Origin of the sequence: Thiomicrorhabdus heinhorstiae, assembly GCF_013391765.2 — a bacterium.
Lineage (GTDB): Bacteria > Pseudomonadota > Gammaproteobacteria > Thiomicrospirales > Thiomicrospiraceae > Thiomicrorhabdus > Thiomicrorhabdus heinhorstiae.
The window spans coordinates 52813-74804 of the sequence record NZ_JACBGI020000003.1; the positions used below are offsets into that span (position 1 = coordinate 52813).

Consider the following 21992-nt stretch of genomic DNA (forward strand, 5'->3'; position numbering starts at 1 on the left):
CTGTTTATTTCTTTAGGGCCAGCAGACAGGGCGTCACGATCAGCGTCAACAAAGTGGAGAAAGTCAGGCCTCCGACAATCGCACTGGAAAGCTGAACCCACCATTGCGAGGAAGGCGCGCCGAAAGTAATACTCTGACCGATAATATCGATGTTCATTGCCAGCACCATCGGCATCAAACCGAGAATCGTGGTGGTGGTGGTCAAAAGCACCGGACGCATACGCTGTGCCAAAGTCAGCTGTATCGCTTCAATCTTCTCCAACCCTTCATTGCGATATTGATTATAAGTATCGATCAGCACGATATTGTTATTGACCACGATACCGGCGAGAGCGATGATCCCGATCCCGACCATAACTACACCAAAAGGATTTTGCGTTACCAGCAGACCGAGCAGCACACCGGCTGTGGAAAAAACAACCGCGGTCAGAATCACTCCGGCTTGATAGAAACTGTTGAATTGCGTTACCAGAATAACCACAATCAGGAAAATCGCGCCGATAAAAGCTTTGATCAAAAAGTCGGCGGCTTCCTGCTGATCTTCGTCCTGTCCTTTAAAACGAATTTTCACCGCCGCATGCAACGGTTTGGCTGCCAACGACTGCTTCAACAGATTCAGCTGCTGATCGACCTGCAGGTTTGGCAAGACATCCGCCTGAACGCTCATCACTCTTTCTCCGTTCACCCTCTCGATCAAAGAGGTTTTCTGACGAGGATGAAATTCGGCAAAATTCGATAACGGAACCGGGCCATAAGCGGTCGGCACTTTCAAATTCATCATCTGTTCCAGATTGCGTTCCGGTTCGGGAAAACGCAAACGAATATCCAACTCTTCTTCGGCATCGTCCGGCTGATAGGAAGCAATCTTAATTCCCGATGTCAGCATCTGTACCGTGTTACCGAGAGTGGCGATATCGACCTGATAGCGTGCCGCCTGTTCGCGGTCAACCTGCAGATGCCACTCTATGCCTGGTATCGGACGTGAATCTTCAATATCGATAAAACCGTCGATCTCGGCCATTCTCTGTCGCACTTCCTGCACTCCTTCTTTCAGGACGGAAAAATCCGCTGCCGACAGCTCAATCTGAATGGGTTTACCGCTTGAAGGGCCGTTATCCTGTTTGCGCACCTGAATTTGCAACCCGGGCATCATGGCAAGTTTTTGCCGGATATTTTGAATAACCTGATCGGCCGGCGGACGCATCTGCCAGTCACGCAGCTCCAGCTGGATAATCCCGATCAAATCCACCGGGACATTTTGCAATTGACTGGTGTCGTTATAGGTTTTGGCATACAGCGTCTTATACACCGGCATATCGAGAATTGCCGCCTCCACTCTTTTAACCAGCGCATCCTTCTCGTAAACCGACAAGTCTCCCCTCGCCTGAACCTGCACCTGAATAAAGTCCGGCTCCACTTCCGGGAAAAACTCGACGCCCTTACCGAATTGAGCATAAGCGACATAAGCGGCCGCCATCAACAAACCGCTGACCAGCAAAACTCTTCGCGGATAAAACAACAAAGGAGTAATCAGCTTGATATAACGCTGAGTCCAGCGGCCGTTGCCCCCAGGATTCTCACCTTTCGGCTCAATCGGATCGGGAGATTTTTCGGTTTTGCCTGATACGACCGAACCGAGAACAGGAATAAAGATCAGCGCCATAAACAGCGACGCCAAAAGTGTCAGGATGACGGTAATCGGTAAAAACTTCATAAATTCTCCAACCACGCCTGGCCAGAAAATCAACGGAAAGAAAACGCTCAGCGTCGTCGCTGTCGAAGCAATAATCGGCCATGCCATGCGCTTTGATCCGAACAGATATGCGGCTTTAGGCTCCATCCCTTCCGCCATTTTGCGCTGCGCCAGTTCGACCGTGACAATCGCCCCGTCCACCAGCATTCCCACCGATAAAATCAGACTGAACAAAACGATAATGTTCAGGGTATAGCCCATGGTCTGTAACGCTAAAATCCCGGTTAAAAAGGCCCCCGGGATGGCCAGACCGACCAAGATAGCCGGTTTTACTCCCAGAGCGGCGATCACGACCAGCATGACCAAGAAAATAGCGGTGATCACGTTATTTTCCAAGTCACCCAACAGGCTTTTGATACTCTCCGACTGATCCTGCATAAAGTGCACGCTAAGTGCCGTCGGCCAATCTTTTTGCTGCTCGGCAACCACCTGCTTGACCTCATCGATGGTCGCAATGATATTGGCCCCGACGCGTTTAGTCACTTCCAATACCAGAGCCGGTTCGCCGCCGACTCGGGCAAACCCGTCCGGATCTTTGTAAGTGCGACGTACCTGCGCCAGATCCTTAAAAGTAACCACCGTTCCCTGATGGGTTTTGATCGGCAATTCCATGACATCCTGGATGTCTTCGATCACTCCCGGAACCTTGAAAACCATACGTCCCGAACCGGTATCCATGGCACCCGCCGGCACCAGTTGGTTATTTCGGCTTAGGAACGATACGACTTCGTCGAAAGACAAGCGATAGGTTTCCAGCGTCTCAGGCTGGATAATCACTTCCATCATCTCTTCACGGTCTCCGCCGATTTCCACTTCCAGCACGCCGCTTAAAGATTCGATTTCATCTTTCAAATCCTGTGCCTGTCGAACCAATTCACGCTCCGGAATCGGACCCGAAAGTGAAATAGAGATCACCGGAAAGAGTGCGACATTGATTTCATTAACGGTTGGTTCAAGCGTTTCAGGAGGAAGATTCGCCTTCCCCAGGTCGACTTTTTCGCGAACATCAAGCAACGCCTGATCGATATCGGCTCCGGCGGAAAACTCCAGCAGAATCGAGGCATAATTCTCCGCTGCCACCGACTTCATTTCCTTTAAACCGTCCAGAGACTGCAGCTCTTTTTCCATCGGTTTGATTAATAAGCGTTCGGCATCTTCCGGAGAGATTCCTTCGTGAATCATGGAAACATAGAACATCGGAATCGGTACATCCGGAGAGGACTCTTTCGGAATCGACAGATAAGCGGAAATACCCGCCAGAATCAGCATGACAAAGGTGAGCAGAACCACTCGACTGCGATTAAATGCCGCATCAATCCAATTCATCCGTTCAATTCCCCGGTGCCTTGACAATATTGACCTTTTGTCCGGCCTGAACAAATCCCTGACCGGTCACAATCAACTGCACCTGTTCCGGCAAGCCGGTAACGAAAATTCCATCCTTTACTGCCTGAATCACATCTACCGGATAAAATTCGACCTGATTCATCTGATTGACGGTCTTAACCCCCATCACGCCTTTGTCATTAAGCGTTAACAACGCCGAAGAAATAAAATGCGCCTTAGCCTGCATTTTCGGGATTTCCGCAGTTACGCTGATACCGCTGGGAATGTCTTGCGTCCCTTGCAATAGAATCTCAACCCTGAAGGTTTTGGTGTTTTCATCCGCTTTAGGCGAAATAAAGCGGATTTTGCCCGACAAGGTCTGGCCTGTCGCAAGACTGACCTTGGCTGGTGAATCCAGTTTCAGATAAGGAAATTCGGTTTGCGATACCGATACCGAAGCGACCATCGAGTGGGTATCGATCAATTCATACAGCGCATTGCCCTTAAAAATGTAATCGCCGAGTTCCACTTTCTGCTCGGAAATGACCCCGCCGAAAGGCGCTCGAACCTCAAGTTGACCGATTTCCTGACGAAGAATGTTCTCTTCCGCTTTGGCGGCTTCGTAAGTGGCTAACAAGGCATCCAGACTCGTCTGGGCACTGAAACCTTTCTTTTTCAGATCGCGGGTAGCCTGGTATTTATTTTTTGTCTCCAGCGTTTTAGCCTCGGCCCGTTTCAATTTAACCGCTCGATCTTCGATACTCAGTTTTAAAAGCAGCTGCCCCTGCTCGACATGATCGCCTTCGATTTTATAAATCTTCAGCACCTTTCCATAGGTTTCCGCCAGCACCTGCGTTTCGCGAAAAGGCAAAAGATCGCCGTGCGCCTTGATATAACCGGTCACCGTCTGCGCTTTTGACAGCTGAGTTTCCACGGTGATTTCCAGAATCCTCTCAGGTTCCAAACTTTCGTTTCCATGGTTGTTCTGGTATCCCAATGCCATCCAGACGATCAACAGTAATAATAAGCCGACCGCTAAAGAAAAAGAGTGTTTCATAATCCAAGTCCGTTTATATAAACGCTGCTATCAGAATAAGGAGTTCACAGGCTGTTCGCAAATCAAAAAGGCATAAAAAAACCCTCGTAGCGACACTACGAAGGTTTTTTTGTTTTGCATCAACTTTTAGTGCTTATCAGTCGGCGTCAACCGGCGTAGATTTCCGTCCGCTGATTGAAACATGATAGTGCGGATCTTCCGAAACGTTCACCTCAACCAGAGCTTTAGCATCCTGCAATAACGTCTGGCACTCCGGACTCAAATGCTTCAATACCAGCTTTTTACCCAAGGCTTTATATTTCTTGGTCAGACTATCAATCGCTTCAATACCGGTATGGTCGTAAACTCGCGAATACATAAAATCAATCTGCACGCAGTTCGGATCGTTCTTCGCATCGAAATTGTCCAGGAAATTTTTGGCAGAAGCGAAGAACAAGGGGCCTTGAACCCGGTAGGTTTTCACCGTACGACCGTCAATCTCTTCGAGTGTCGAATCGAGCATAATGCGTTGCGCATGCTGCCAGGCAAAAACCAGCGCCGCTACGACGATACCGGCAATGACCGCTACCGCCAGATCGAAAATCACCGTCAAGGCGGTCACCAAAATCATGACGAAAGCATCCGCTTTGGTCATCCCGCGCATAATGTTCCAGCTCGACCAGTTGAAGGTTGCAATAACCACAAAGAACATCAAGCCGACTAAAGCGCCGATCGGCACCATTTCAATCAACGGCGAGGCGATCAAAACAATAATCAGCAAACCGGTTGCAGCAGCAATCCCCGACAAGCGTCCTGTACCGCCGGATTTTACGTTAATCATCGACTGTCCGATCAAAGCGCAACCGCCCATAGTCCCGAAAGAGCCTGCGACGCAGTTGGCCGAACCAAGAGCGATACATTCTTTATTGGCACGCCCGCGGGTTTCAGTAATATCGTCGATCAAAGTCATGGTCAGCAAGGATTCAACCGAACCGATTATGGTCAGAATCACTGCATACGGTAAAACAACCCATAAGGTCTGCAAAGACCAGAAGCCTTCCGGCAAATTGGTAAACCAGCTCATTCCTTGGAAGCCGCCTTCCGTGCCATCACCGTAAATCAGAGATTCCAGCGTGCCGGATACGGCGGCGCGATCACCGACGGTAACCGCATTGATATCCAGCAGAATCACCGCCGCAGAAACGACAACAATCGCGGCCAAAGCGGAAGGAACCGCTTTAGTCAAACGTGGCAACAGATAGATAATCGCCATGGTTGCGGCAATAATCGCGATCATGGAATTCAGACTGGCACCGGTCAACCAGTCGCCGTTTGCGTCTTTGAACTGGGTAAACTGCGCAATCATAATAATCAGGGCCAGACCGTTCACAAAGCCGAGCATTACCGAACTCGGCACCATACGGATAAAGCGCCCCCATTTCATCACCCCGATAATAATCTGGAAGACACCCATCATTATGACCGCCAGGAAAAGATAGGAAGCACCGTGTTCCATCACCAGATGCATCATCACGACAGCCAGGGAACCGGCGGCGGCGGTAATCATTCCCGGGCGTCCGCCGAAAATCGCAGTAATCATCCCGACGATAATCGCCGCATACAAACCGACCAGCGGATGCACTCCGGCAACAAAGGCAAAAGCGACCGCTTCCGGCACTAACGCTAGAGCAACCGTAATACCGGAAAGCGTATCGTTTTTATAGGTTCGCCAATCGAACGGCTGACTGGATGAATTCATTCGGACTCCTCAATTTCAAAGCTAAAGTGCTGCAAATTCTAACAAAAAGCCGCTAGAATTACCGGACATTCAAAAACTTAGCCCAAACTTTTCGACAAAAATCGGAACAGAAAAGAAGAAAAAGGAAATTCCATGTGGATTGAACACATCGGCACTATCGGTATGGTAGCAGTCGTCGTACTGGTCATTGCCCACTTCGCGGTACACTTTTACTTTAAAGCCAAAAAGCGCAAACAGAATTCGAAGCAGAACAAACAGAAAATTTGAAATACGTCCCTGCAAATAAAAAACCCGCAAACGACGACTCGGTTGCGGGCTTCTTATCCAATCGCGATCAATAATCGCAGCTGACAATTACTCGGTAATATAAGAGCAACAGTAATCAGCGATGGTTTTGACCTTAATGCCGAACTTGGAGTTCGCCGGTACGTTGAAGCTCTCACCGGCAGGAATCGCCTTCCATTCACTTTCGCCAGGCAATAACACTTCTACATTGCCAGCCATCATTTCCATCACTTCCGCCGCTTCGGTACCGAACTCGTAATCACCCGGCATCATAATGCCCAAAGTTTTGTAGGTACCGTCGGCAAATACAACCTTACGGCTGGTGACCTTACCGTCGAAATACACATTCGCTTCACGCACGACGGTAACATTATTAAATTCAGACATTTACTTTCCTTTTGTCTTACATTTTCAACAATTCGGGACGGAAGAAATCCGTACCAATCTAATTAATACACAACCGTGTCTAACCGAATACCGACCTTCCGTTCATCCTTAAAGAAAGATTACCCGAAAAGTGAACCCAATTTGCGAGTCATGCTAAAAATGTTCTGAATTTTCCAATATTCTGCCCGCAGTTACAACCGGCAAATTCCATTCACTTAAAAAATACGCCGATTCCCAAACCGAAAAAGAGTAAACAGAAGCCTAAAACAAGGCTCCCGCCTGCACTGTTACTTGGGAATATACTCTATCCACGCCGCCTCGGAAAAGTTCGGCACATCATCATAGGCAAAGACCGCGTAATATTTCGGAACCCCACTGGAACCGAAATTGTCGTAGGTATAGTTATCCTGTCCGCCATAGAGTTTTTGCCCGTCGTACGGATTACAAGGAACATGGAAAGGATTTTTAACCACAATCACGCCGCGCATGTCATTGTCCGTCTTATCCCAATCGAGACGGATCATATCGTTCTCGAATGAGTAACGCAGATTGGTTACCATCTCAGGGGCTTTACGGCGTTTCTTAATATAATTAATCACCAGACGAGGTCGAGCGGTACGCTTGGCGTCGATCCAGGTCACGCTCTGATTGGTAATCACCGTTTTCTCTGCCGAACTGGAAATCACAAACAGTAATTTCTCTCCTGCACGAATGGAATCGACCATTTCGCCGATCGCAAAACGATCGAAGATGAACAGTTGTTTCGGGTGCGCTTTAATGTCGTCGACACTGACGTCGTAGCCAATCCGCTCGACCACTTCCATCGATTTTAGATTTGCGTAATCGCATACATCGCAGGTTTTTTTCATCATCTCGACATGGAAGCGCTGCACTGAACGGCTGTTGACGCTATCCGCCTCAAGCTGCAGATAAGCACTGGAAATAATTGTATTATCAATGTCCGGCACCTGAGTCAGATCAAATTCGATACAACCGAAATTGCGATAACCCGAAGCATCGAAACCGACGGTAAGCGACTGGTTTTCGAAATTCTCTTTGGAAACGGTGAAAACCGTCTGCGAAGCCAATTCGATTCTGGCATCGTCCAACGTATAACTCACTTCCAGACGCGGTCTAAAATGCAGACCGCCGCTATATGGGCCGTATCCGGTATCCCACTGCATCAGCTGTGAAGCGCGATCAAGCGGCATGCTGTCCGGCCCCTGCATTCGGAACAGAACTTTGCGGCGCTTAAGAGCGTTTTCCAGAATCTCCCGTTCCTGACGGGCAAAGTGATAAGTTCTCCATACGCCTTGAGAAAGCTTGTGAGAATCGGTCGGAGCCCCGACATAACCCAGGACCTTGGCAGATTGAATATCGCCGAAGCTACTCAAATCATCTACCGTGCGCTCGTCGAGGATACCGACCCGCCACTCTCCGAAGCGCTCTACCTGTACCGGCACGCGGTTCATCGGATAGAACGAAATCTTCGCACTGTGGATCAGAGCGTTTTCCGGGATGGTCGCCAGTGAGAAAGAAGCGACGCCGTAGCAGACACCTTTGGCTTCCGAAATTCCGACAAACAGTGAATTTACTCCGAAGTGATCACGGTTTTTTAAGGTTTTTTCTCCGACATAACCGATCTCGTTTCTGAGCGGGAAAAGCTCTTTGGCAAACATATTGATCAACGGCTCGGTCTTGACTCCCAGCACCGGTGCGAACGGAGACTTGATACGACGCACCTTATTGACGGCGCGAATAAAATAGTAGTAACGAGTGGCCGGTTCAATATGACGGTCGACATATTTATGATCCTTGGTCATCCCGATACGATTGGAACTCTGGCAATAGCCTTTCAGATGCTCCGAACGGTAGATCTCGAAATACACATCCTCTTCGGGATACTGCCATTCCAGTCCGACTTCACGCTCGTCAACCCGGAATGCGATGAGATTTTCCACCCTGGGCAGCCGGTCTTCCTTAACGTAATTAGGAACTTCGGAAAGCGCAAACATCAATGCCGGAATGTTTTCGTGAATGTTTTCCGTCATGATATCCACGTAGTCCGAGATATTTCGCGAACCGACCTCCACCGTCAACGCAAGCGCTCCGAGAGAATAGTAAAACTCTCGCCCGGAACCGCTGATAAGACGCGTCGGTGGTTTCCCCATATGCACACCGTACTCGCGACCCGAAACCTTGCGAATCTCCTCGGCCATATTGGAAGAAAGCACATTCAGGTCGGTCGCATCAATCGCATCTTCATGGATGAAATTATGTGCCGGGAAAAAAACGTTACCCTGCGAGTGGTAATCCAGAGCGATGGTGATGTTAGGATGCGACTCCACAAACGCTTTCAGCGCCTGGGTTTCAGGTTCACTGAACGGTGCCGGACCCGAGTAGACGTTGGAAGTGCAATCTTTAGTCGGCATAAAGCCGACGGAAAAATTCCGGTTCAAATCGACGCCATAGCTGCCGTCCGGATTCTGCCGACGGTTCTTGCGCCAAAAGGCAAAATGGTTACGCGAATATTCGAATCCATCCGGATTCGCACAGGGAATCACATAGAAAGTTGCACGTTCCAGCAGGCTGATCAGCTGCGGATCGTAATCGATATGATCGATCACATGCTGGCCGAAAGCGATCGCCAATTCAATACCGATCCACTCCCTGGCGTGCAGGGTTCCGGTATAAAAAAGCGCCGGTTTCACATCCGCATGTTCAACATCATGACTGATGGTCACAGCAATAATGTCACGCTCTTCCCAAGTTTTACCGATATTTTCAACTTTAAACACCTTAGGCAACCGCTTCTGGGCTTCCATGAAAAAGTCGACACACTCTTGATACGAACTATATTGCTGTCTCATTCAATCCCTTTCTATTTCTGGCAATTTCTGGCGCATGTCATTCGACATGCCGGTTTTCTGTTAATTTTCGTTTTTATAGTACGCGAGTCGTCAATCTACGCCTTGGCACGCAGATCTAACGGAAAAAGCGTTTCCACTGTTTTTTCTGCGCTTCACTGATCACACCGCTGTTTTCAAGCGCATCAAAATAATCGACTTCATCGTTGTCGATCAATTCCTTGATTTTGACGGCAATCGCTTCATCCATACCGTAAAGCGTCATCAACTGAGTCAAGGTAACGTTTTTGAAATCAAAGGTTTCCACCGCTTCGTCAATTTCGCTCGGAGTGTCCTGCTGATCTTTAACCACTCCCGGCAGTTCATCTTCACTGGCCGGCGGCGCGATCGGTTCCGGAACATCGTCCGGATGCGATGCTTCGGTCAATTCCATATCAAACGTTTCTTTTTCTTTCAACCAATAAGCTCCGTCAACCGAAGGGGTATAGTTGGAGAAGTAGATATGACGCAGTGTACGCAGGAAGCTCGAATCCATCTTGCCCAACTCTTCCCAGGAGAAAAGCGGCACATGCGGCATACGGAAATAGCCGTCGCTCAAATCCCACATAATGTACTGGCCGATCCAGTCGCGAATATAAGGGAAAGCGGCAAACGCCGTTGCGCACTCCAGGATATAAGGCTCGTTGGTCTTGGCATCGATGGCAATATCGCAAGCCCAGTATTCCGCTTTGGCCGCCTTCGATGCTTTAACTGCCAGCTCCAACGCACTCATAGGCACATTACCATAATCCATCGAGCCGCCTTGTGAAGTATTAGTGATCCATTCTCCCTGCCCCGAATAGCGCCAGAAAGCACAAACCGGTTTATGGCCGATCAACATCACTCGGATATCGCCCGAATCCTTGAGATCAATCGCATCCTGAATATACATCGGCGTGTATTTCTTCTTGGCAAAAAGCGTTTTCGCTTCCTGATAAGAGTCCACCTTATGCACGTAGTAACCACCATAGTTGGACGGTCCGTAAGAACGTTTGACGATTTTCGGGTACTTGGCGGTTTGCAGGAAAGCATCACCCTCATCCTTGTCGTAAAAAATATGCGTACGCGGCGCACTCAGCGCATATTTACGGCAAAACAACGTCACGTTTTCTTTTGACTTATTCGCAAACTGAGTTTCAATCGAAGGAATAAAACGAACCTGTGGCAAAGCGGCCGCGATCTCTTTGAAAGTCTCGTACGCCGTGGCCGGAATATTACCGATCAGCACATCAATCTTTTTGCGCTTAACTTCGGCAATAAAACGCTCTTTGTCATTGCCCCAGTGATACACCACCGTCTCGATCTTGTCCGGCCAACCCTTAAAATTGCTTTTGTCGAAAAAACGTAAGACATAATCCAGATAGAGGAACCCTAATTTCGGTAGATTTTGCTGTTGATTCATGCTGTCTTTCCTTGTGATTTTCTATCGATCATATCCACAATCAGGTCGATCTTCTTGTCGTTAAAATTCAGACCCATTTCTTCCTGATCCGGCGTAGCAAAAGCAGGAATTCCGTTAATTTCAAGCACGGTATAGGTTTCTTTATCCAGATCGTACAGGATATCCACACCGGCGATATCCATTCCCATAGCCTTAGAAGCCTGAATTGCAAGATTGACCACCTCATCATTCGGCTCGCGCAAGATCACCTTTCCACCTGCGGTTACATTTGTACGCCAATCGCGTCCGCTGGCCTTGCGTCCGTAACAACCGACAAACTGCCCGTCGACAATGTCGATTCGGTAATCGGAAAAATCGTAGTTAATGAACTTTTCGACATAGATATTACGCAAATGCATCTGGTGAACAAACGGCAACAGCATGTCAAAGTTTTCACGGTTATTCAGCAGAGCCATTCCCGCCCCACCCCAACCGTCAACCGGCTTGAATACCATCTTGCCCCAGCGCTCGATACGGTCGTAAATATGCTCTAAATCGCTTTCTCTGTGACAGATAAAAAACTCTGTGGTCGGGATGCCTTTACTGTGCAATCGCATATTGGTGCGCAACTTATCCTCGGAGAGTTTGAAAGCATCGAAGCTGTTTACGGTCGTCACGAAATCATTGAGGATCTCATACATGTAAACCTGACCGCCCGTCTGTTCCCCCGCGTTATAGGAGAAGAACAAATCAAGCTCCAGCATATTGGTGCCTTTGCACATCATGGCGCCGTTGTGCACTTCTGCAAAACGCAGATCCAATCCGGTCACACACTCGATTCCACGCTCTTTAAATTTGGCAATCATCTTTTGTTCAATGACATCGCCGCCACCGTTCTGATACATCCAGATACCGACTTTTCTGTTCATGTTTTATGTTTCCTTAAAAAACTGAATTCTTACTGAAAATCGCCGTGTCGAATAAAATGCTCGAATAAATTCGTACTCAAAGCGATTCTCTCTACAAAACTTGTTTTACTTGCCCGTTCATTGACCGTATGGTCTCCGTCACCGAACGGCCCTAAACCATCCAGAGTCAAGACTCCGGCACTACTCAAAATATTCGCGTCACTAACACCGCCACGCTCCTCGTAAGACAGACGTGTTCCGGTGATTTCTTCAATCGCTTCAATCCACTGCATGGTCGCTTGGGAAGACTGCATGACATCTCGTTGAATCCCTCCGCCCAAAGTTGCCGTTGTGCCCTTAACATAGGAGGTCTGTACTATTTGCTCTATCGCCGTTAGAACCCGATCGCGTTCCTGTTCGCTTGTGTAGCGCAATTCAAATAACAGGTGTGCATGTGGAGAAATGGTGTTGGCCCCGATACCGCCTTCCATCTTGCCGACATTCACTGTCGTTCCCTTTGCCAGATCGGTGAGCAGCACCAGAGCCTGAAGCTTGTATGCCGCTTCGAGATTGGCATCGACGCCGTCGGCGTAATGGTTGCCGGCATGTCTGGCAACTCCGTTGATATCGATTGTGAAGGTTCCGACGCCTTTACGGGCAGTGACTACTTCGCCTTTAACACCTGCCGCTTCATATACCAGACAGTAATCGTAATCTTTGGCCAATTCGGCACTGAGATGTTTGGAATCATCGCTGCCGGTCTCCTCGTCACTGACCAGCAAGACATCGATATTGCCGATTTCGATTCCTTTCTCGTGCAGGCTTCGCAGGGCTTGCAGAAAAACCATATTGCCGCCTTTCATATCGCAAACGCCCGGGCCGTAGACCCACTGTTCGTCTTGATAGAAAGTTTCAAATTTCTGCGGAGGAAAAACCGTATCGAGATGACCTAACAGGAGAAGTTTCTTACCGCTTTTATTTTGGGAGCGGTAATAACGGTGATCGCCGATTTGCTCGCGGGGAAAGCGTGTGACAGTAAATCCCAGCGGCTGTAACCATTCGTCAAACAGGCTTCCGACTTGATCGACGCCGACCTTATTTTTGGTGTAGGAATTAATAAGAATGATCTTTTCCAGATCCTGTAGGTAGCCCATGCGAAGCCTCTTTCCAAAGAGCAAAAAATTGCCGAACGAGTGAATAAAATCCATTCGGCAATCCTAATGAGTGCATGGAAAAAAAGATGTGACACTTTTTTAAATTTATCGCTGCAGAGTGATGACAATATTTCAAAAAGGTAAGAAAGCAGAACCCATAGCAGAAAGAAGCCTAGCGGTTTATCGAAATGTCGTAATAAAAGGTACTAAAAACAGCACTCATGCTGGATGAGGAATGGAAAGAAAAAACGATTTGATTTGCAGAAGTGAAGAAAGAAGAGAAAAGCGCAAAAAGATCAAAAGATAAACTAGTACGAAAATCGCAGACCGGGAGAAAGCTCCCGATCATGCATGAACGCCTTGTATTACTTGCGGACGTGATCTTCACCGATGAATTCGATTTGATAACCATCCGGATCTTCAACGAAGGCAATAATCGTGCTTCCTGCATTCATCGGGCCGGCTTCGCGCAAAATCTTGCCGCCCATTTTTTTGACGTCGTCGGCCGCTTTATAGACATCCGGTACTTCAATGGCGATATGACCGTAAGCATTGCCCAGATCATATTTTTCTACCCCCCAGTTGTAAGTCAATTCCAGAACGGTGTTTTCGTCTTCATTGCCATAGCCGAGAAACGCCAATGTAAACTCACCCTGCGGATAATCTTTTTGGCGTAACAGTTTCATACCCAACACTTCGGTATAAAATTGAATCGATTTCTCCAAATTGCCAACACGCAACATAGTATGTAACAGTCTCATAATGCCTCCCGATAATCGTCTTTAAAGAATCTATTTTATCCAACGCCATGCAATCGCCAAAGCGACAGCAGCAATCATAACACTTAATCCGTAACTCAGGGTCGCTCCGCCCAATGCCCAGGTGTAACCGGCGGTCAACATTCCCAAAGCTCCACCCAGTCCATGACTGGAAGCGGCAAAAATCGCCTGACCGCGCCCGTGCTGCGAGCCGGTGAAATAAGTGTCGGTCAAATGAATTGCCGCAGCGTGGAACAAACCGAAGCTGGCGGCATGCAGGGTTTGCGCCAGCAGCATCAAAAATAAACTATCGGCAAAATAGCCGGTCAGAATCCAACGCAACACCGTCAAAGCGATACTGATCAAAATCAAAAAGCGCAACGGATAATGATGGAACAGACGCGCCATCCAGAAGAAAATGCCGATTTCCGCCAAGACGCCTAAAGCCCACAACCAGGCGATGGTAGTCTTTTCGTAACCCAGGGCATCCATCTGAATGGTATAGAAGGCGTAATAGACGCCGTGCGAAAGCTGAACCAGAAAACTCACCAGCAACAGCGCAATCACTTCGGGACGCTTTAAAGTCTCCTTGAATCCTTTTAAACTGCCTTCTTCAATCTGAACCCGACGGTCTTTAACCAGATAAGCACTCGCCCACACCACGAACAGCATACCGAACAGACTGACGGGCAAAGTCTGTATTCCGAGATGCTCGATCTGCCAACCCAGTAATAAAACCGCGGCAATAAAACCGATCGAGCCCCACAGGCGAATTTTGCCATACAGATGGCGATCGTCGCCCAGACAGCGGAAGGTATAAGATTCGAATTGCGGTAACGAAGCGTGCCAGAAAAAGCTGTAAATCAGGATGGTAAAAAACAGTCCCCAGTAATCTTCGAATAGAAAGAAACCAAGCGCACTGACGAGCGTTAAGGCTGTCGCAATCCGAACCCAGTGAATCGAACGTCCGCTGCGATCCGCCAGCCAGCCCCATACATTCGGTGCGATGACTTTGGTAAACATTAAGACAGCCAGCAGCTGACCGATCTGAATCGGCGAAAAACTCAAGGATTGCAGATAGAGTCCAAGATACGGCACGGTGGTGCCGAGGACACTGAAATAGAAAAAATAGTGGATCGACAGCCGGGTATAAGCGGACTGATAACTACACTCGTGCATTCCCGACTGACTCCCTATCTAAGACAAGTGCTCGGCTACGAACCGAGCGTTGCTTACCCGCGACTGGCCAAATCCATTATCGGCGCGACAACATCACCATTCTGCGCACGGTTGCGCATGAAATGATCCAATAACACAATCGCCATCTGCGCTTCGGCAATCGGCGTGGCGCGAATGCCGACGCAAGGGTCATGACGGCCTTTAGTGACCATTTCAATGTCTTCACCGGAAGCGTTGATCGAACGACCCGGAGTCATTATGCTGGAAGTCGGTTTTAACGCGATATGCGCGACGATCTCCTGGCCGGTGGAAATCCCGCCCAGAATACCGCCGGCATGGTTGGACTGAAAACCTTCAGAAGTCATTTCATCACGATGCTCGGTTCCCAACTGGCCGGCGACCGCAAAACCGTCGCCGATTTCAACGCCTTTTACCGCGTTAATGCTCATTAAAGCATGCGCTAGATCAGCATCCAGACGGTCGAAAATCGGCTCACCAAGGCCGACCGGAACGTTTTTGGCGATCACGGTAATTTTGGCACCAACGGAATTTTTCTGCTTCAACAGATCATCCATATACTCACGAATTTCCTCACATTTCTGCTCGTCCGGGCAGAAATAGATATTGTCGTTATCAAACGGCCAGGTAACGTTTTCTACCTTGATCGGCCCCAATTGCGATAGATAACCTTTGATCTCGAGACCCAGACGCTCTTTCAAGTATTTTTTGGCAATCGCGCCGGCAGCCACCCGCATAGCCGTTTCACGCGCAGAAGAACGCCCGCCGCCGCGATAGTCGCGAAAACCGTATTTTTGAGTGTAAGTATAGTCGGCATGCGCCGGACGGAAGGTTTCGGCAACCTTCGAGTAGTCCTTAGAGCGCTGATCTTTATTGTGAATGATCATGCCGATCGGCGTACCGGTGGTTTTGCCCTCGAAGACACCGGATAGAATCTGCACCTCATCGTCCTCGCGACGGGCGGTCGAGTGCTTGGATGTACCCGGCTTGCGGCGATCCAGCTCAAGCTGAATATCGGCTTCGCACAGCTCCAATCCCGGAGGACATCCGTCCACAATGCAACCGAGCGCTAAACCGTGACTCTCGCCAAAGGTCGTGACTCGAAAATTCTGTCCTAAAGTATTACCTGACATAATGCCTTCTCAAACTTGGTTATAATCGGCGTATTCTACTAAAAAAGCAGCTTCAATGGCCAATTTCCATGGCTGCGAACCATTAAAAGGAAGCCGATCATGTGCAAATTTCCGCCCCATGCGTTCATTCAACCCTACCGGGTGCAAGCGGAGGATCTCGACTTTCTCGGTCACGTCAACAACAAAGTGTATCTGCATTGGATGGAACAGGTCGCCTGGCAACACAGCCTGGCTGTCGGAATCGACCATGCACTACAGAAGAGATTAAACCGGATTATGGCTGTTTACGAGCACCACATGCATTATCTTGGCGGCTGTTATCTGGATGATGAGCTGTTGATTGTCACCTGGCTCGGCGAACAGATCGGTTGCTGCAAACGCGAACGCTTTTATCAGATCCTGCGCGCCCGTGACAAAAAGTTACTGTTCAAGGCCCGCAGCGTCTATGTCTGTATTGAACTGGACAGCCACCGACCGCGCCCTATTCCGCAGGAATTTACTCAACCCTATCTCGACAAGGTTTAATAGTACTCGTAAGGCAGAGATTGCGCTTCCCCTTGCAGCCAGCTGCGAATCGGCAAACGCGAATGCAACGCCTGAATCGGACGGGCATTTTCTCCGATTAAAACCTGTAAACGCGCGATCTGCTCAACCGATGCCTGAATCGGCTGCTTAAAGACCACCCAGTTAACGCCTTCGCTGCACGGAGGCGTCGTCATGGAACCATTATAACGGTAGTATTCGGTAATTCCCGGCAGCCATTCAAGCGGCTTGACCAACCCGGCCGGCAAGTTTTTCATCATCTGAAGGTCATTTTTTGCCGTCGCGCTTAATAGCGCATCAAGATTGGCATTGTAGACGCCGATATCCATAAAAACGGCCGCAGCCAGCAGTTCTCCGGAAGCGCTGCGATGCCAGAACTGCATCTCTGCCGGAAAAAATTGACCTTCCAGGCTATGTTCGCTCGGCGTATGCAGACTAATGGCTTGCAGCTGAAAGTTCTGCGAACCTAGACTCATTAAGGCTCCGGGTTCAAGCGAGAGTGTTAGACTTCGGGAGTCCTTGTCGAGCCTCATCGGCACTGGCGGATAGTGAACATTCAAGGACGGCAAATTTTGACTGCCGATTGCCAGCTCGGAGTTTAAATCAATCGGAGATTGGTTTTTACCTTGCGAACAAAGACGGAAATCCTCACTGAGTTTACCCCAGTTTTGCGGGGCGGCAGAACCGCTATATGACCAGCGATCCTCAGCAGACGGAATCGGCTTTACGCTTTTAACGACTCGCGGTGTAGAAACTTTTTTCGCCTGATTCGACGGTTTTAATTGCTTGACCTCGACCGGCGGAACTTTTGATTTTGCACTATCAGCATTATCGACCGGCGGCATATCACCACCTTCATGCTGCTTCAAACGTTCTATTTCGGATTTTAAGTCAACCAGCGGTTCGTCGATATCTCCGGCGAACACCGATTGCGGCGATAATAAAACCACTGTTAAGAAAACAAAAACAGACAAGCTTCGAAACGACATAGCAGATTCCATACAATCCGTAGATTTTTAATTACGAATTTACAAGCAAAACATCTGCCAATTTATTTTGCCAACTTTCAGACACTCACGATTCAGTCAATGTCGGAAGCCGGAGCCAACCTCTCATCCAGCAGACTCTGGAAGAGCTCCAATTCGGATTTGTGAATGGCAAACACGCCTTCTCCGCCATGCTCGAAATCAAACCACGAGAAAGGCAGCTCCGGGTATTCCTGCTCAAGATAGAATTGCGAAACCCCGACTTCAACAATCAAAACACCGTCTTCCTTGAGGTATTTCGGCGCTTCGGCAAGAATGCGGCGCACCAGATCCAGACCGTCGCTACCCGCTTCCAGCCCAAGTTTTGGTTCTTGCTGGAATTCCGCCGGCAAGGCCTGCATTTCGATCTCATCGACATACGGAGGGTTGGAAACGATCAAATCATATTGCTTACCTTCAAGCGCGCTGAACAGATCCGATTGGATCGGATGCGCGAATTCCTGCAAACCGTACAGTTCGACATTTTGTTGCGCGATCTGCAAAGCCTCTTCGGAAATATCCACCAGATCGACTTCGGCATTCGGAAACGCCTGTAAGGAAGCGATACCGATACAACCGCTGCCGGTGCACAAATCCAATACGTCGGTCACATCTTCATGACGCACCCAAGGCTCATACTTTTGTGCAATCAGCTCGGCAATCGGCGATCTTGGCACCAGCGTCGCTTCGCTGACGATGAATCTCAAACCGGCAAACCATGCTTCTCCGGTCAAGTAAGCTGCCGGCTTACGCGTCTCGATACGGCGTCTGAACAGTTCGCTGACCTGTTGTTTTTCATAAGCGGTTAAACGCGACTGCCAGTACTGATCCGGAACATCCCACGGTAGCTGCAATGCAAAAAATACCAGTACTTTCGCTTCATCAAAGGCATTATCCGTGCCGTGACCGAAATAGAGAGATTCACGTTTGAAAAGCGTTCCGCCCCAACGAACGAAGTCGGTGACGGTTTCCAAACCGTCATACTGGTAATTGATATTGGTCATATTCAGATGATTCCTGTTGGCAAAGAGCTTAACAATATTGACTAAGCCTGCGGCTTTTTAGCGTGTTTCGGACGGAAAGCCTTAATGAAGCTATCGTCGGTTTCCAGATACGGGCCTTCAATCAGGTCGACACAGTAAGGCACCGCTGGAAAAACGGCTTCCAGACATTCGCCGATCGCCGAAGGTTTACCCGGTAAATTAATAATCAGACACGAACCGCGAGTACCGGCAATTTGCCTCGACAGAATCGCCGTCGGCACATATTGTAAAGAAACCGCACGCATCTGCTCGGCAAAACCGTCAAGAATCTTGTCGCACACCTTTTCGGTCGCTTCGGGAGTCACATCCCGCTTGGCCGGTCCGGTGCCGCCGGTTGTCAGAATCAGACAGCATTCTTCCTGATCAACCAGCTCAATCAAGGTGCTTTCAATCAAGTCTTGTTCGTCGGCAATCAAACGTGCCACCGGCTGCCAGTCGTTGGTTAATGCATTGGAAATCCACTCCTGCATAGCCGGACCGCCCAAATCTTCATAATCGCCGCGGCTGGCTCGATCGGATACGGTAACAAAACCGATTTTTATTTGCTTTTTATCCATCTATAACCCTTGAATCCCTGTTTTCGAGTCCACATATAATACCGTATTCTCGAAAGCCGAAACGCTAAAACTAAAGAATCGCCGAATCCGACAGACAACCTTATGAAGGATTTCCAAATTCGATTAACCTACCGTTTCGCCAGCTTCGACTCGCAATTATTACGGGCTAAAACATGACAGATAAACTCGATTTCAACGACTCTCAAACCTTCTCGGAAAAAGAAGAAAACGGCCGTCACAGCAAAATGGATGAATCGCTCTCGTCAGACGAAGCCGCGCTTCGCGAAGAAGAGATCATCGAGGCGATCGAACTGGACGAAGAACAGCTGGCAGAACTTGAACAGTTCTCGCAGGCCGTACTCGAAGGTGAACACATCGGTTCGGAAGAATCGGAAACCGCCGGTGCTCTGGCGAAACCCGAACTCACTTTGCCGCGGGAAGTTTTTCTATTGCCGGTCAAAGAACGCCCTTTCTTCCCGGGGCAACAACTGCCGATTCTGCTTAACCGTTCCAGCTGGAATACCACCTTTGCCGCAATTCAGGCCAAACAGTGTAAATATATTGGCCTGATCTACGTCAACACCGACGAGCACGACAAAGCCAAACCGGAAGACTTCAGCCGTGTCGGGACGCTGGTAAAAATCAGCGAACCGAGAGTAAAAGACGAATATATTCAGCTGATTGCCGAAGGGGTCAAGCGTTTCGAAATCGAACAATGGATCTCTCCGCAAGCTCCTTACCGTGCGCGCATCAACTATCCGGCCGATATATTTAAAGGTTCGGAAAAGGTAATCAAGGCCTACGGCTTAGCGATTATGAACGCCTTCAGAGAGCTGTTGCCGCTTAATCCACTGTACAGCGAGGAACTGCGTTTCTTCCTGAACCGCTACAGCGCCAGCGAGCCCTCGCATCTGGCAGACTTCGCCGCTGGTCTCACCACGGCCGACAGCGCCAAACTTCAGGACATTCTGGAAACCTTCGATCTGGCGCAACGCATGGAAAAAGTGCTGGCGCTTTTCAAGCATGAAATCGAAGTGACCAAACTGCAATTCAATATCCGCGAGCGAGTCGAGGAAAACCTGACTGAACACCAGCGTGAATTCTTCCTGCGCCAGCAACTGTATGAGATCCAGAAAGAACTAGGCATCACTAAAGATGACCAGTCGCTGGATCGGGACCGTTTTGAAGAACGTATCGAGATGCTTGCGTTGAGTGAAGAAGCGCATAAAAAAGCCGATGAAGAGCTGCAAAAACTCAGCAGCCTGGACCCGCAATCGCCGGAATACAATGTAGCCCGCAACTGGCTGGAATGGCTGACTCAACTGCCATGGGGACAACACAGCGAGGATAACCTTGATCTGAATCGTGCCCGCGGCATTCTTGATAAAGGACATGACGGTCTCGACGACGTGAAAAACCGCATTCTGGAGTTTTTGGCGGTCGGCGCACTCAAAGGTGAAGTTTCCGGTTCGATTATCTGTCTGGTCGGCCCTCCGGGTGTGGGGAAAACCTCGATCGGGCGCTCGATTGCCGACGCGCTGGACCGTAAATTTTATCGATTCTCAGTCGGCGGGATGCGTGACGAAGCAGAGATTAAAGGTCATAGACGTACCTATATCGGTGCCATGCCGGGTAAATTCATTCAGGCTCTGAAAGATTGCGAAACTTCCAACCCGGTGATTATGCTGGATGAAATCGACAAGATCGGGGCGTCTTATCAGGGTGACCCGGCTTCCGCCTTGCTAGAAGTGCTTGATCCGGAACAGAACAGCGAATTCATGGATCACTTTATGGATGTGCGCTTTGATCTTTCCAAAGCGCTGTTTATCTGTACCGCGAACACGCTGGACAGCATTCCAGGTCCGTTGCTTGACCGTATGGAAGTGATCCGCCTGTCCGGCTATATCACCGAAGAGAAAGTGCAGATTGCCAAACACCACTTATGGCCTTCGCTCTTGCAGGAAGCGGGTCTCGACAAGCACAAGGTGCAGATCACTACTCCGGCGATTCGACATGTCATCGAAGGCTATGCGCGAGAGGCCGGTGTGCGCAACCTGAAAAAACAGCTGGCAAAACTGGTCAGAAAACTGGCATTGCGTTTTGTAACCGAAGGCGAAGATCAGACGCGTATTCACGTCAACGAACTGGAAGAGATGCTGGGACAACCGCGTTTTACCGCAGAGAAAATGAACCAACAGATCGGTACCGTAACCGGCCTGGCATGGACCTCACTGGGCGGCGCAACCTTGAATATCGAAGCCGGACGGATTCACACTTTGAATCGAGGCTTTAAGCTTTCCGGGCAACTCGGCGAAGTCATGCAGGAGTCGGCCGGTATCGCTTACAGCTTTATCAGCTCGAGCCTGCAAAAATACAAAGCCGATCCGGAGTTCTTCGATAAAGCCTTTGTCCACTTGCACGTTCCGGACGGTGCGACGCCGAAAGACGGCCCGAGTGCCGGCATTACCATGGCAACGGCGCTTTTGTCGCTGGCCCGCAACGAAGCCATTAAAGCCCCGTTGGCCATGACCGGCGAACTGAGCTTGACCGGTCTGGTATTACCGGTCGGAGGTATTCGAGAGAAAGTCATCGCTGCCAAACGAATCGGCATTCGCGAACTGATCCTGCCTGAAGACAATCGCAAGGACTATCAGGAATTGCCGGACTATTTAAAAAGCGATCTTGATGTTCATTTTGCCAAACATTTCGACGATGTTGCCCGACTCACTTTCAACATCCGCTCCAAATCACTGGCTTTGAAAACCTATTTGGCAAATAAGGCTGCTGAGGAAGAACGCGAAGCGACTCTCGGTGATACACACCATTAAGCGGTTCTCTCCA

At 49.2% G+C, this 21992-nt stretch carries 17 protein-coding genes; 3 read left to right on the forward strand and 14 right to left on the reverse strand.

What is annotated here, in order from left to right; all coding sequences use genetic code 11:
* Positions 1-4: 4 nt before the first annotated feature.
* The 3 genes from H8792_RS03110 to H8792_RS03120 all read right to left on the reverse strand — a co-directional run bounded on the left by H8792_RS03110 (position 5) and on the right by H8792_RS03120 (position 5874).
* Complete coding sequence (locus H8792_RS03110; RefSeq protein WP_185977473.1) at positions 5-3079, reverse strand: efflux RND transporter permease subunit; 3075 nt, start codon at positions 3077-3079, stop codon at positions 5-7.
* A 4-nt stretch (positions 3080-3083) separates the two neighbouring features.
* A complete protein-coding gene (locus H8792_RS03115) occupies positions 3084-4136 on the reverse strand; it encodes an efflux RND transporter periplasmic adaptor subunit (protein WP_185977474.1) in 1053 nt (350 codons plus the stop codon).
* A gap of 136 nt (positions 4137-4272) precedes the next feature.
* Complete coding sequence (locus H8792_RS03120) at positions 4273-5874, reverse strand: SulP family inorganic anion transporter (protein WP_185977475.1); 1602 nt, start codon at positions 5872-5874, stop codon at positions 4273-4275.
* Between the two features lie 132 nt (positions 5875-6006).
* Here H8792_RS03120 and H8792_RS12680 point away from each other — a divergent pair, with 132 nt between their 5' ends.
* Entirely contained in the window at positions 6007-6141 is a 135-nt protein-coding gene (locus H8792_RS12680) for a hypothetical protein (RefSeq protein ID WP_267463302.1), read from the forward strand.
* 87 nt (positions 6142-6228) lie between these two features.
* Here the strand turns inward: H8792_RS12680 and ppnP are convergent, their stop codons facing one another.
* The 8 genes from ppnP to aroC all read right to left on the reverse strand — a co-directional run bounded on the left by ppnP (position 6229) and on the right by aroC (position 15983).
* Positions 6229-6546 (reverse strand): pyrimidine/purine nucleoside phosphorylase, encoded by a 318-nt coding sequence (ppnP, locus tag H8792_RS03125; RefSeq protein WP_185977476.1) that lies wholly within the window; start codon positions 6544-6546, stop codon positions 6229-6231.
* A 287-nt stretch (positions 6547-6833) separates the two neighbouring features.
* Positions 6834-9416, reverse strand: coding sequence for a M14 family metallopeptidase (locus H8792_RS03130; protein WP_185977477.1), 2583 nt, complete (start codon positions 9414-9416; stop codon positions 6834-6836).
* Between the two features lie 115 nt (positions 9417-9531).
* Positions 9532-10854 (reverse strand): ATP-grasp domain-containing protein, encoded by a 1323-nt coding sequence (locus tag H8792_RS03135; RefSeq protein ID WP_185977478.1) that lies wholly within the window; start codon positions 10852-10854, stop codon positions 9532-9534.
* Positions 10851-11762, reverse strand: coding sequence for an ATP-grasp domain-containing protein (locus H8792_RS03140; RefSeq protein ID WP_185977479.1), 912 nt, complete (start codon positions 11760-11762; stop codon positions 10851-10853). The genes H8792_RS03135 and H8792_RS03140 overlap by 4 nt, the downstream gene beginning before the upstream one ends.
* A gap of 29 nt (positions 11763-11791) precedes the next feature.
* Complete coding sequence (locus H8792_RS03145) at positions 11792-12895, reverse strand: M20 family metallopeptidase (RefSeq protein WP_185977480.1); 1104 nt, start codon at positions 12893-12895, stop codon at positions 11792-11794.
* Between the two features lie 365 nt (positions 12896-13260).
* Positions 13261-13656, reverse strand: a complete 396-nt coding sequence (gene gloA / locus H8792_RS03150) for a lactoylglutathione lyase (protein WP_185977481.1) — start codon at positions 13654-13656, stop codon at positions 13261-13263.
* A gap of 30 nt (positions 13657-13686) precedes the next feature.
* Positions 13687-14832 (reverse strand): MFS transporter, encoded by a 1146-nt coding sequence (locus H8792_RS03155; protein ID WP_185977482.1) that lies wholly within the window; start codon positions 14830-14832, stop codon positions 13687-13689.
* Between the two features lie 53 nt (positions 14833-14885).
* The gene (gene aroC, locus H8792_RS03160; protein ID WP_185977483.1) at positions 14886-15983 is read right to left on the reverse strand and encodes a chorismate synthase; all 1098 of its coding nucleotides are present in this window, start codon (positions 15981-15983) and stop codon (positions 14886-14888) included.
* 99 nt (positions 15984-16082) lie between these two features.
* Here aroC and H8792_RS03165 point away from each other — a divergent pair, with 99 nt between their 5' ends.
* Positions 16083-16508: an acyl-CoA thioesterase gene (locus tag H8792_RS03165; RefSeq protein WP_185977484.1), complete on the forward strand. Its 426-nt coding sequence runs from the start codon at positions 16083-16085 to the stop codon at positions 16506-16508.
* Here H8792_RS03165 and H8792_RS03170 read toward each other — a convergent pair.
* The 3 genes from H8792_RS03170 to mog all read right to left on the reverse strand — a co-directional run bounded on the left by H8792_RS03170 (position 16505) and on the right by mog (position 19151).
* Positions 16505-17515, reverse strand: coding sequence for a carbonic anhydrase (locus H8792_RS03170; RefSeq protein ID WP_185977485.1), 1011 nt, complete (start codon positions 17513-17515; stop codon positions 16505-16507). The genes H8792_RS03165 and H8792_RS03170 overlap by 4 nt on opposite strands.
* Positions 17516-17607: 92 nt before the next feature.
* A complete protein-coding gene (gene prmB, locus H8792_RS03175) occupies positions 17608-18555 on the reverse strand; it encodes a 50S ribosomal protein L3 N(5)-glutamine methyltransferase (RefSeq protein WP_185977486.1) in 948 nt (315 codons plus the stop codon).
* Positions 18556-18596: 41 nt separating this feature from the next.
* Entirely contained in the window at positions 18597-19151 is a 555-nt protein-coding gene (gene mog / locus H8792_RS03180) for a molybdopterin adenylyltransferase (RefSeq protein WP_185977487.1), read from the reverse strand.
* Positions 19152-19324: 173 nt separating this feature from the next.
* Between mog and lon the strand changes: the two genes are divergently transcribed.
* Positions 19325-21979 carry an endopeptidase La gene (gene lon / locus H8792_RS03185; RefSeq protein ID WP_228766912.1) on the forward strand — a complete coding sequence of 885 codons (2655 nt, stop codon included), beginning with the start codon at positions 19325-19327 and terminating at the stop codon, positions 21977-21979.
* Positions 21980-21992: the final 13 nt, after the last annotated feature.

What these genes read in the sequence shown, in the direction of transcription:
- H8792_RS03110 (WP_185977473.1), bottom strand. Translation starts at nt 3,079, where the DNA reads ATGAATTGGATTGATGCGGCATTTAATCGCAGTCGAGTGGTTCTGCTC.
- H8792_RS03115 (WP_185977474.1), bottom strand. Translation starts at nt 4,136, where the DNA reads ATGAAACACTCTTTTTCTTTAGCGGTCGGCTTATTATTACTGTTGATC.
- H8792_RS03120 (WP_185977475.1), bottom strand. Translation starts at nt 5,874, where the DNA reads ATGAATTCATCCAGTCAGCCGTTCGATTGGCGAACCTATAAAAACGAT.
- H8792_RS12680 (WP_267463302.1), top strand. Translation starts at nt 6,007, where the DNA reads ATGTGGATTGAACACATCGGCACTATCGGTATGGTAGCAGTCGTCGTA.
- ppnP (WP_185977476.1), bottom strand. Translation starts at nt 6,546, where the DNA reads ATGTCTGAATTTAATAATGTTACCGTCGTGCGTGAAGCGAATGTGTAT.
- H8792_RS03130 (WP_185977477.1), bottom strand. Translation starts at nt 9,416, where the DNA reads ATGAGACAGCAATATAGTTCGTATCAAGAGTGTGTCGACTTTTTCATG.
- H8792_RS03135 (WP_185977478.1), bottom strand. Translation starts at nt 10,854, where the DNA reads ATGAATCAACAGCAAAATCTACCGAAATTAGGGTTCCTCTATCTGGAT.
- H8792_RS03140 (WP_185977479.1), bottom strand. Translation starts at nt 11,762, where the DNA reads ATGAACAGAAAAGTCGGTATCTGGATGTATCAGAACGGTGGCGGCGAT.
- H8792_RS03145 (WP_185977480.1), bottom strand. Translation starts at nt 12,895, where the DNA reads ATGGGCTACCTACAGGATCTGGAAAAGATCATTCTTATTAATTCCTAC.
- gloA (WP_185977481.1), bottom strand. Translation starts at nt 13,656, where the DNA reads ATGAGACTGTTACATACTATGTTGCGTGTTGGCAATTTGGAGAAATCG.
- H8792_RS03155 (WP_185977482.1), bottom strand. Translation starts at nt 14,832, where the DNA reads ATGCACGAGTGTAGTTATCAGTCCGCTTATACCCGGCTGTCGATCCAC.
- aroC (WP_185977483.1), bottom strand. Translation starts at nt 15,983, where the DNA reads ATGTCAGGTAATACTTTAGGACAGAATTTTCGAGTCACGACCTTTGGC.
- H8792_RS03165 (WP_185977484.1), top strand. Translation starts at nt 16,083, where the DNA reads ATGTGCAAATTTCCGCCCCATGCGTTCATTCAACCCTACCGGGTGCAA.
- H8792_RS03170 (WP_185977485.1), bottom strand. Translation starts at nt 17,515, where the DNA reads ATGTCGTTTCGAAGCTTGTCTGTTTTTGTTTTCTTAACAGTGGTTTTA.
- prmB (WP_185977486.1), bottom strand. Translation starts at nt 18,555, where the DNA reads ATGACCAATATCAATTACCAGTATGACGGTTTGGAAACCGTCACCGAC.
- mog (WP_185977487.1), bottom strand. Translation starts at nt 19,151, where the DNA reads ATGGATAAAAAGCAAATAAAAATCGGTTTTGTTACCGTATCCGATCGA.
- lon (WP_228766912.1), top strand. Translation starts at nt 19,325, where the DNA reads ATGACAGATAAACTCGATTTCAACGACTCTCAAACCTTCTCGGAAAAA.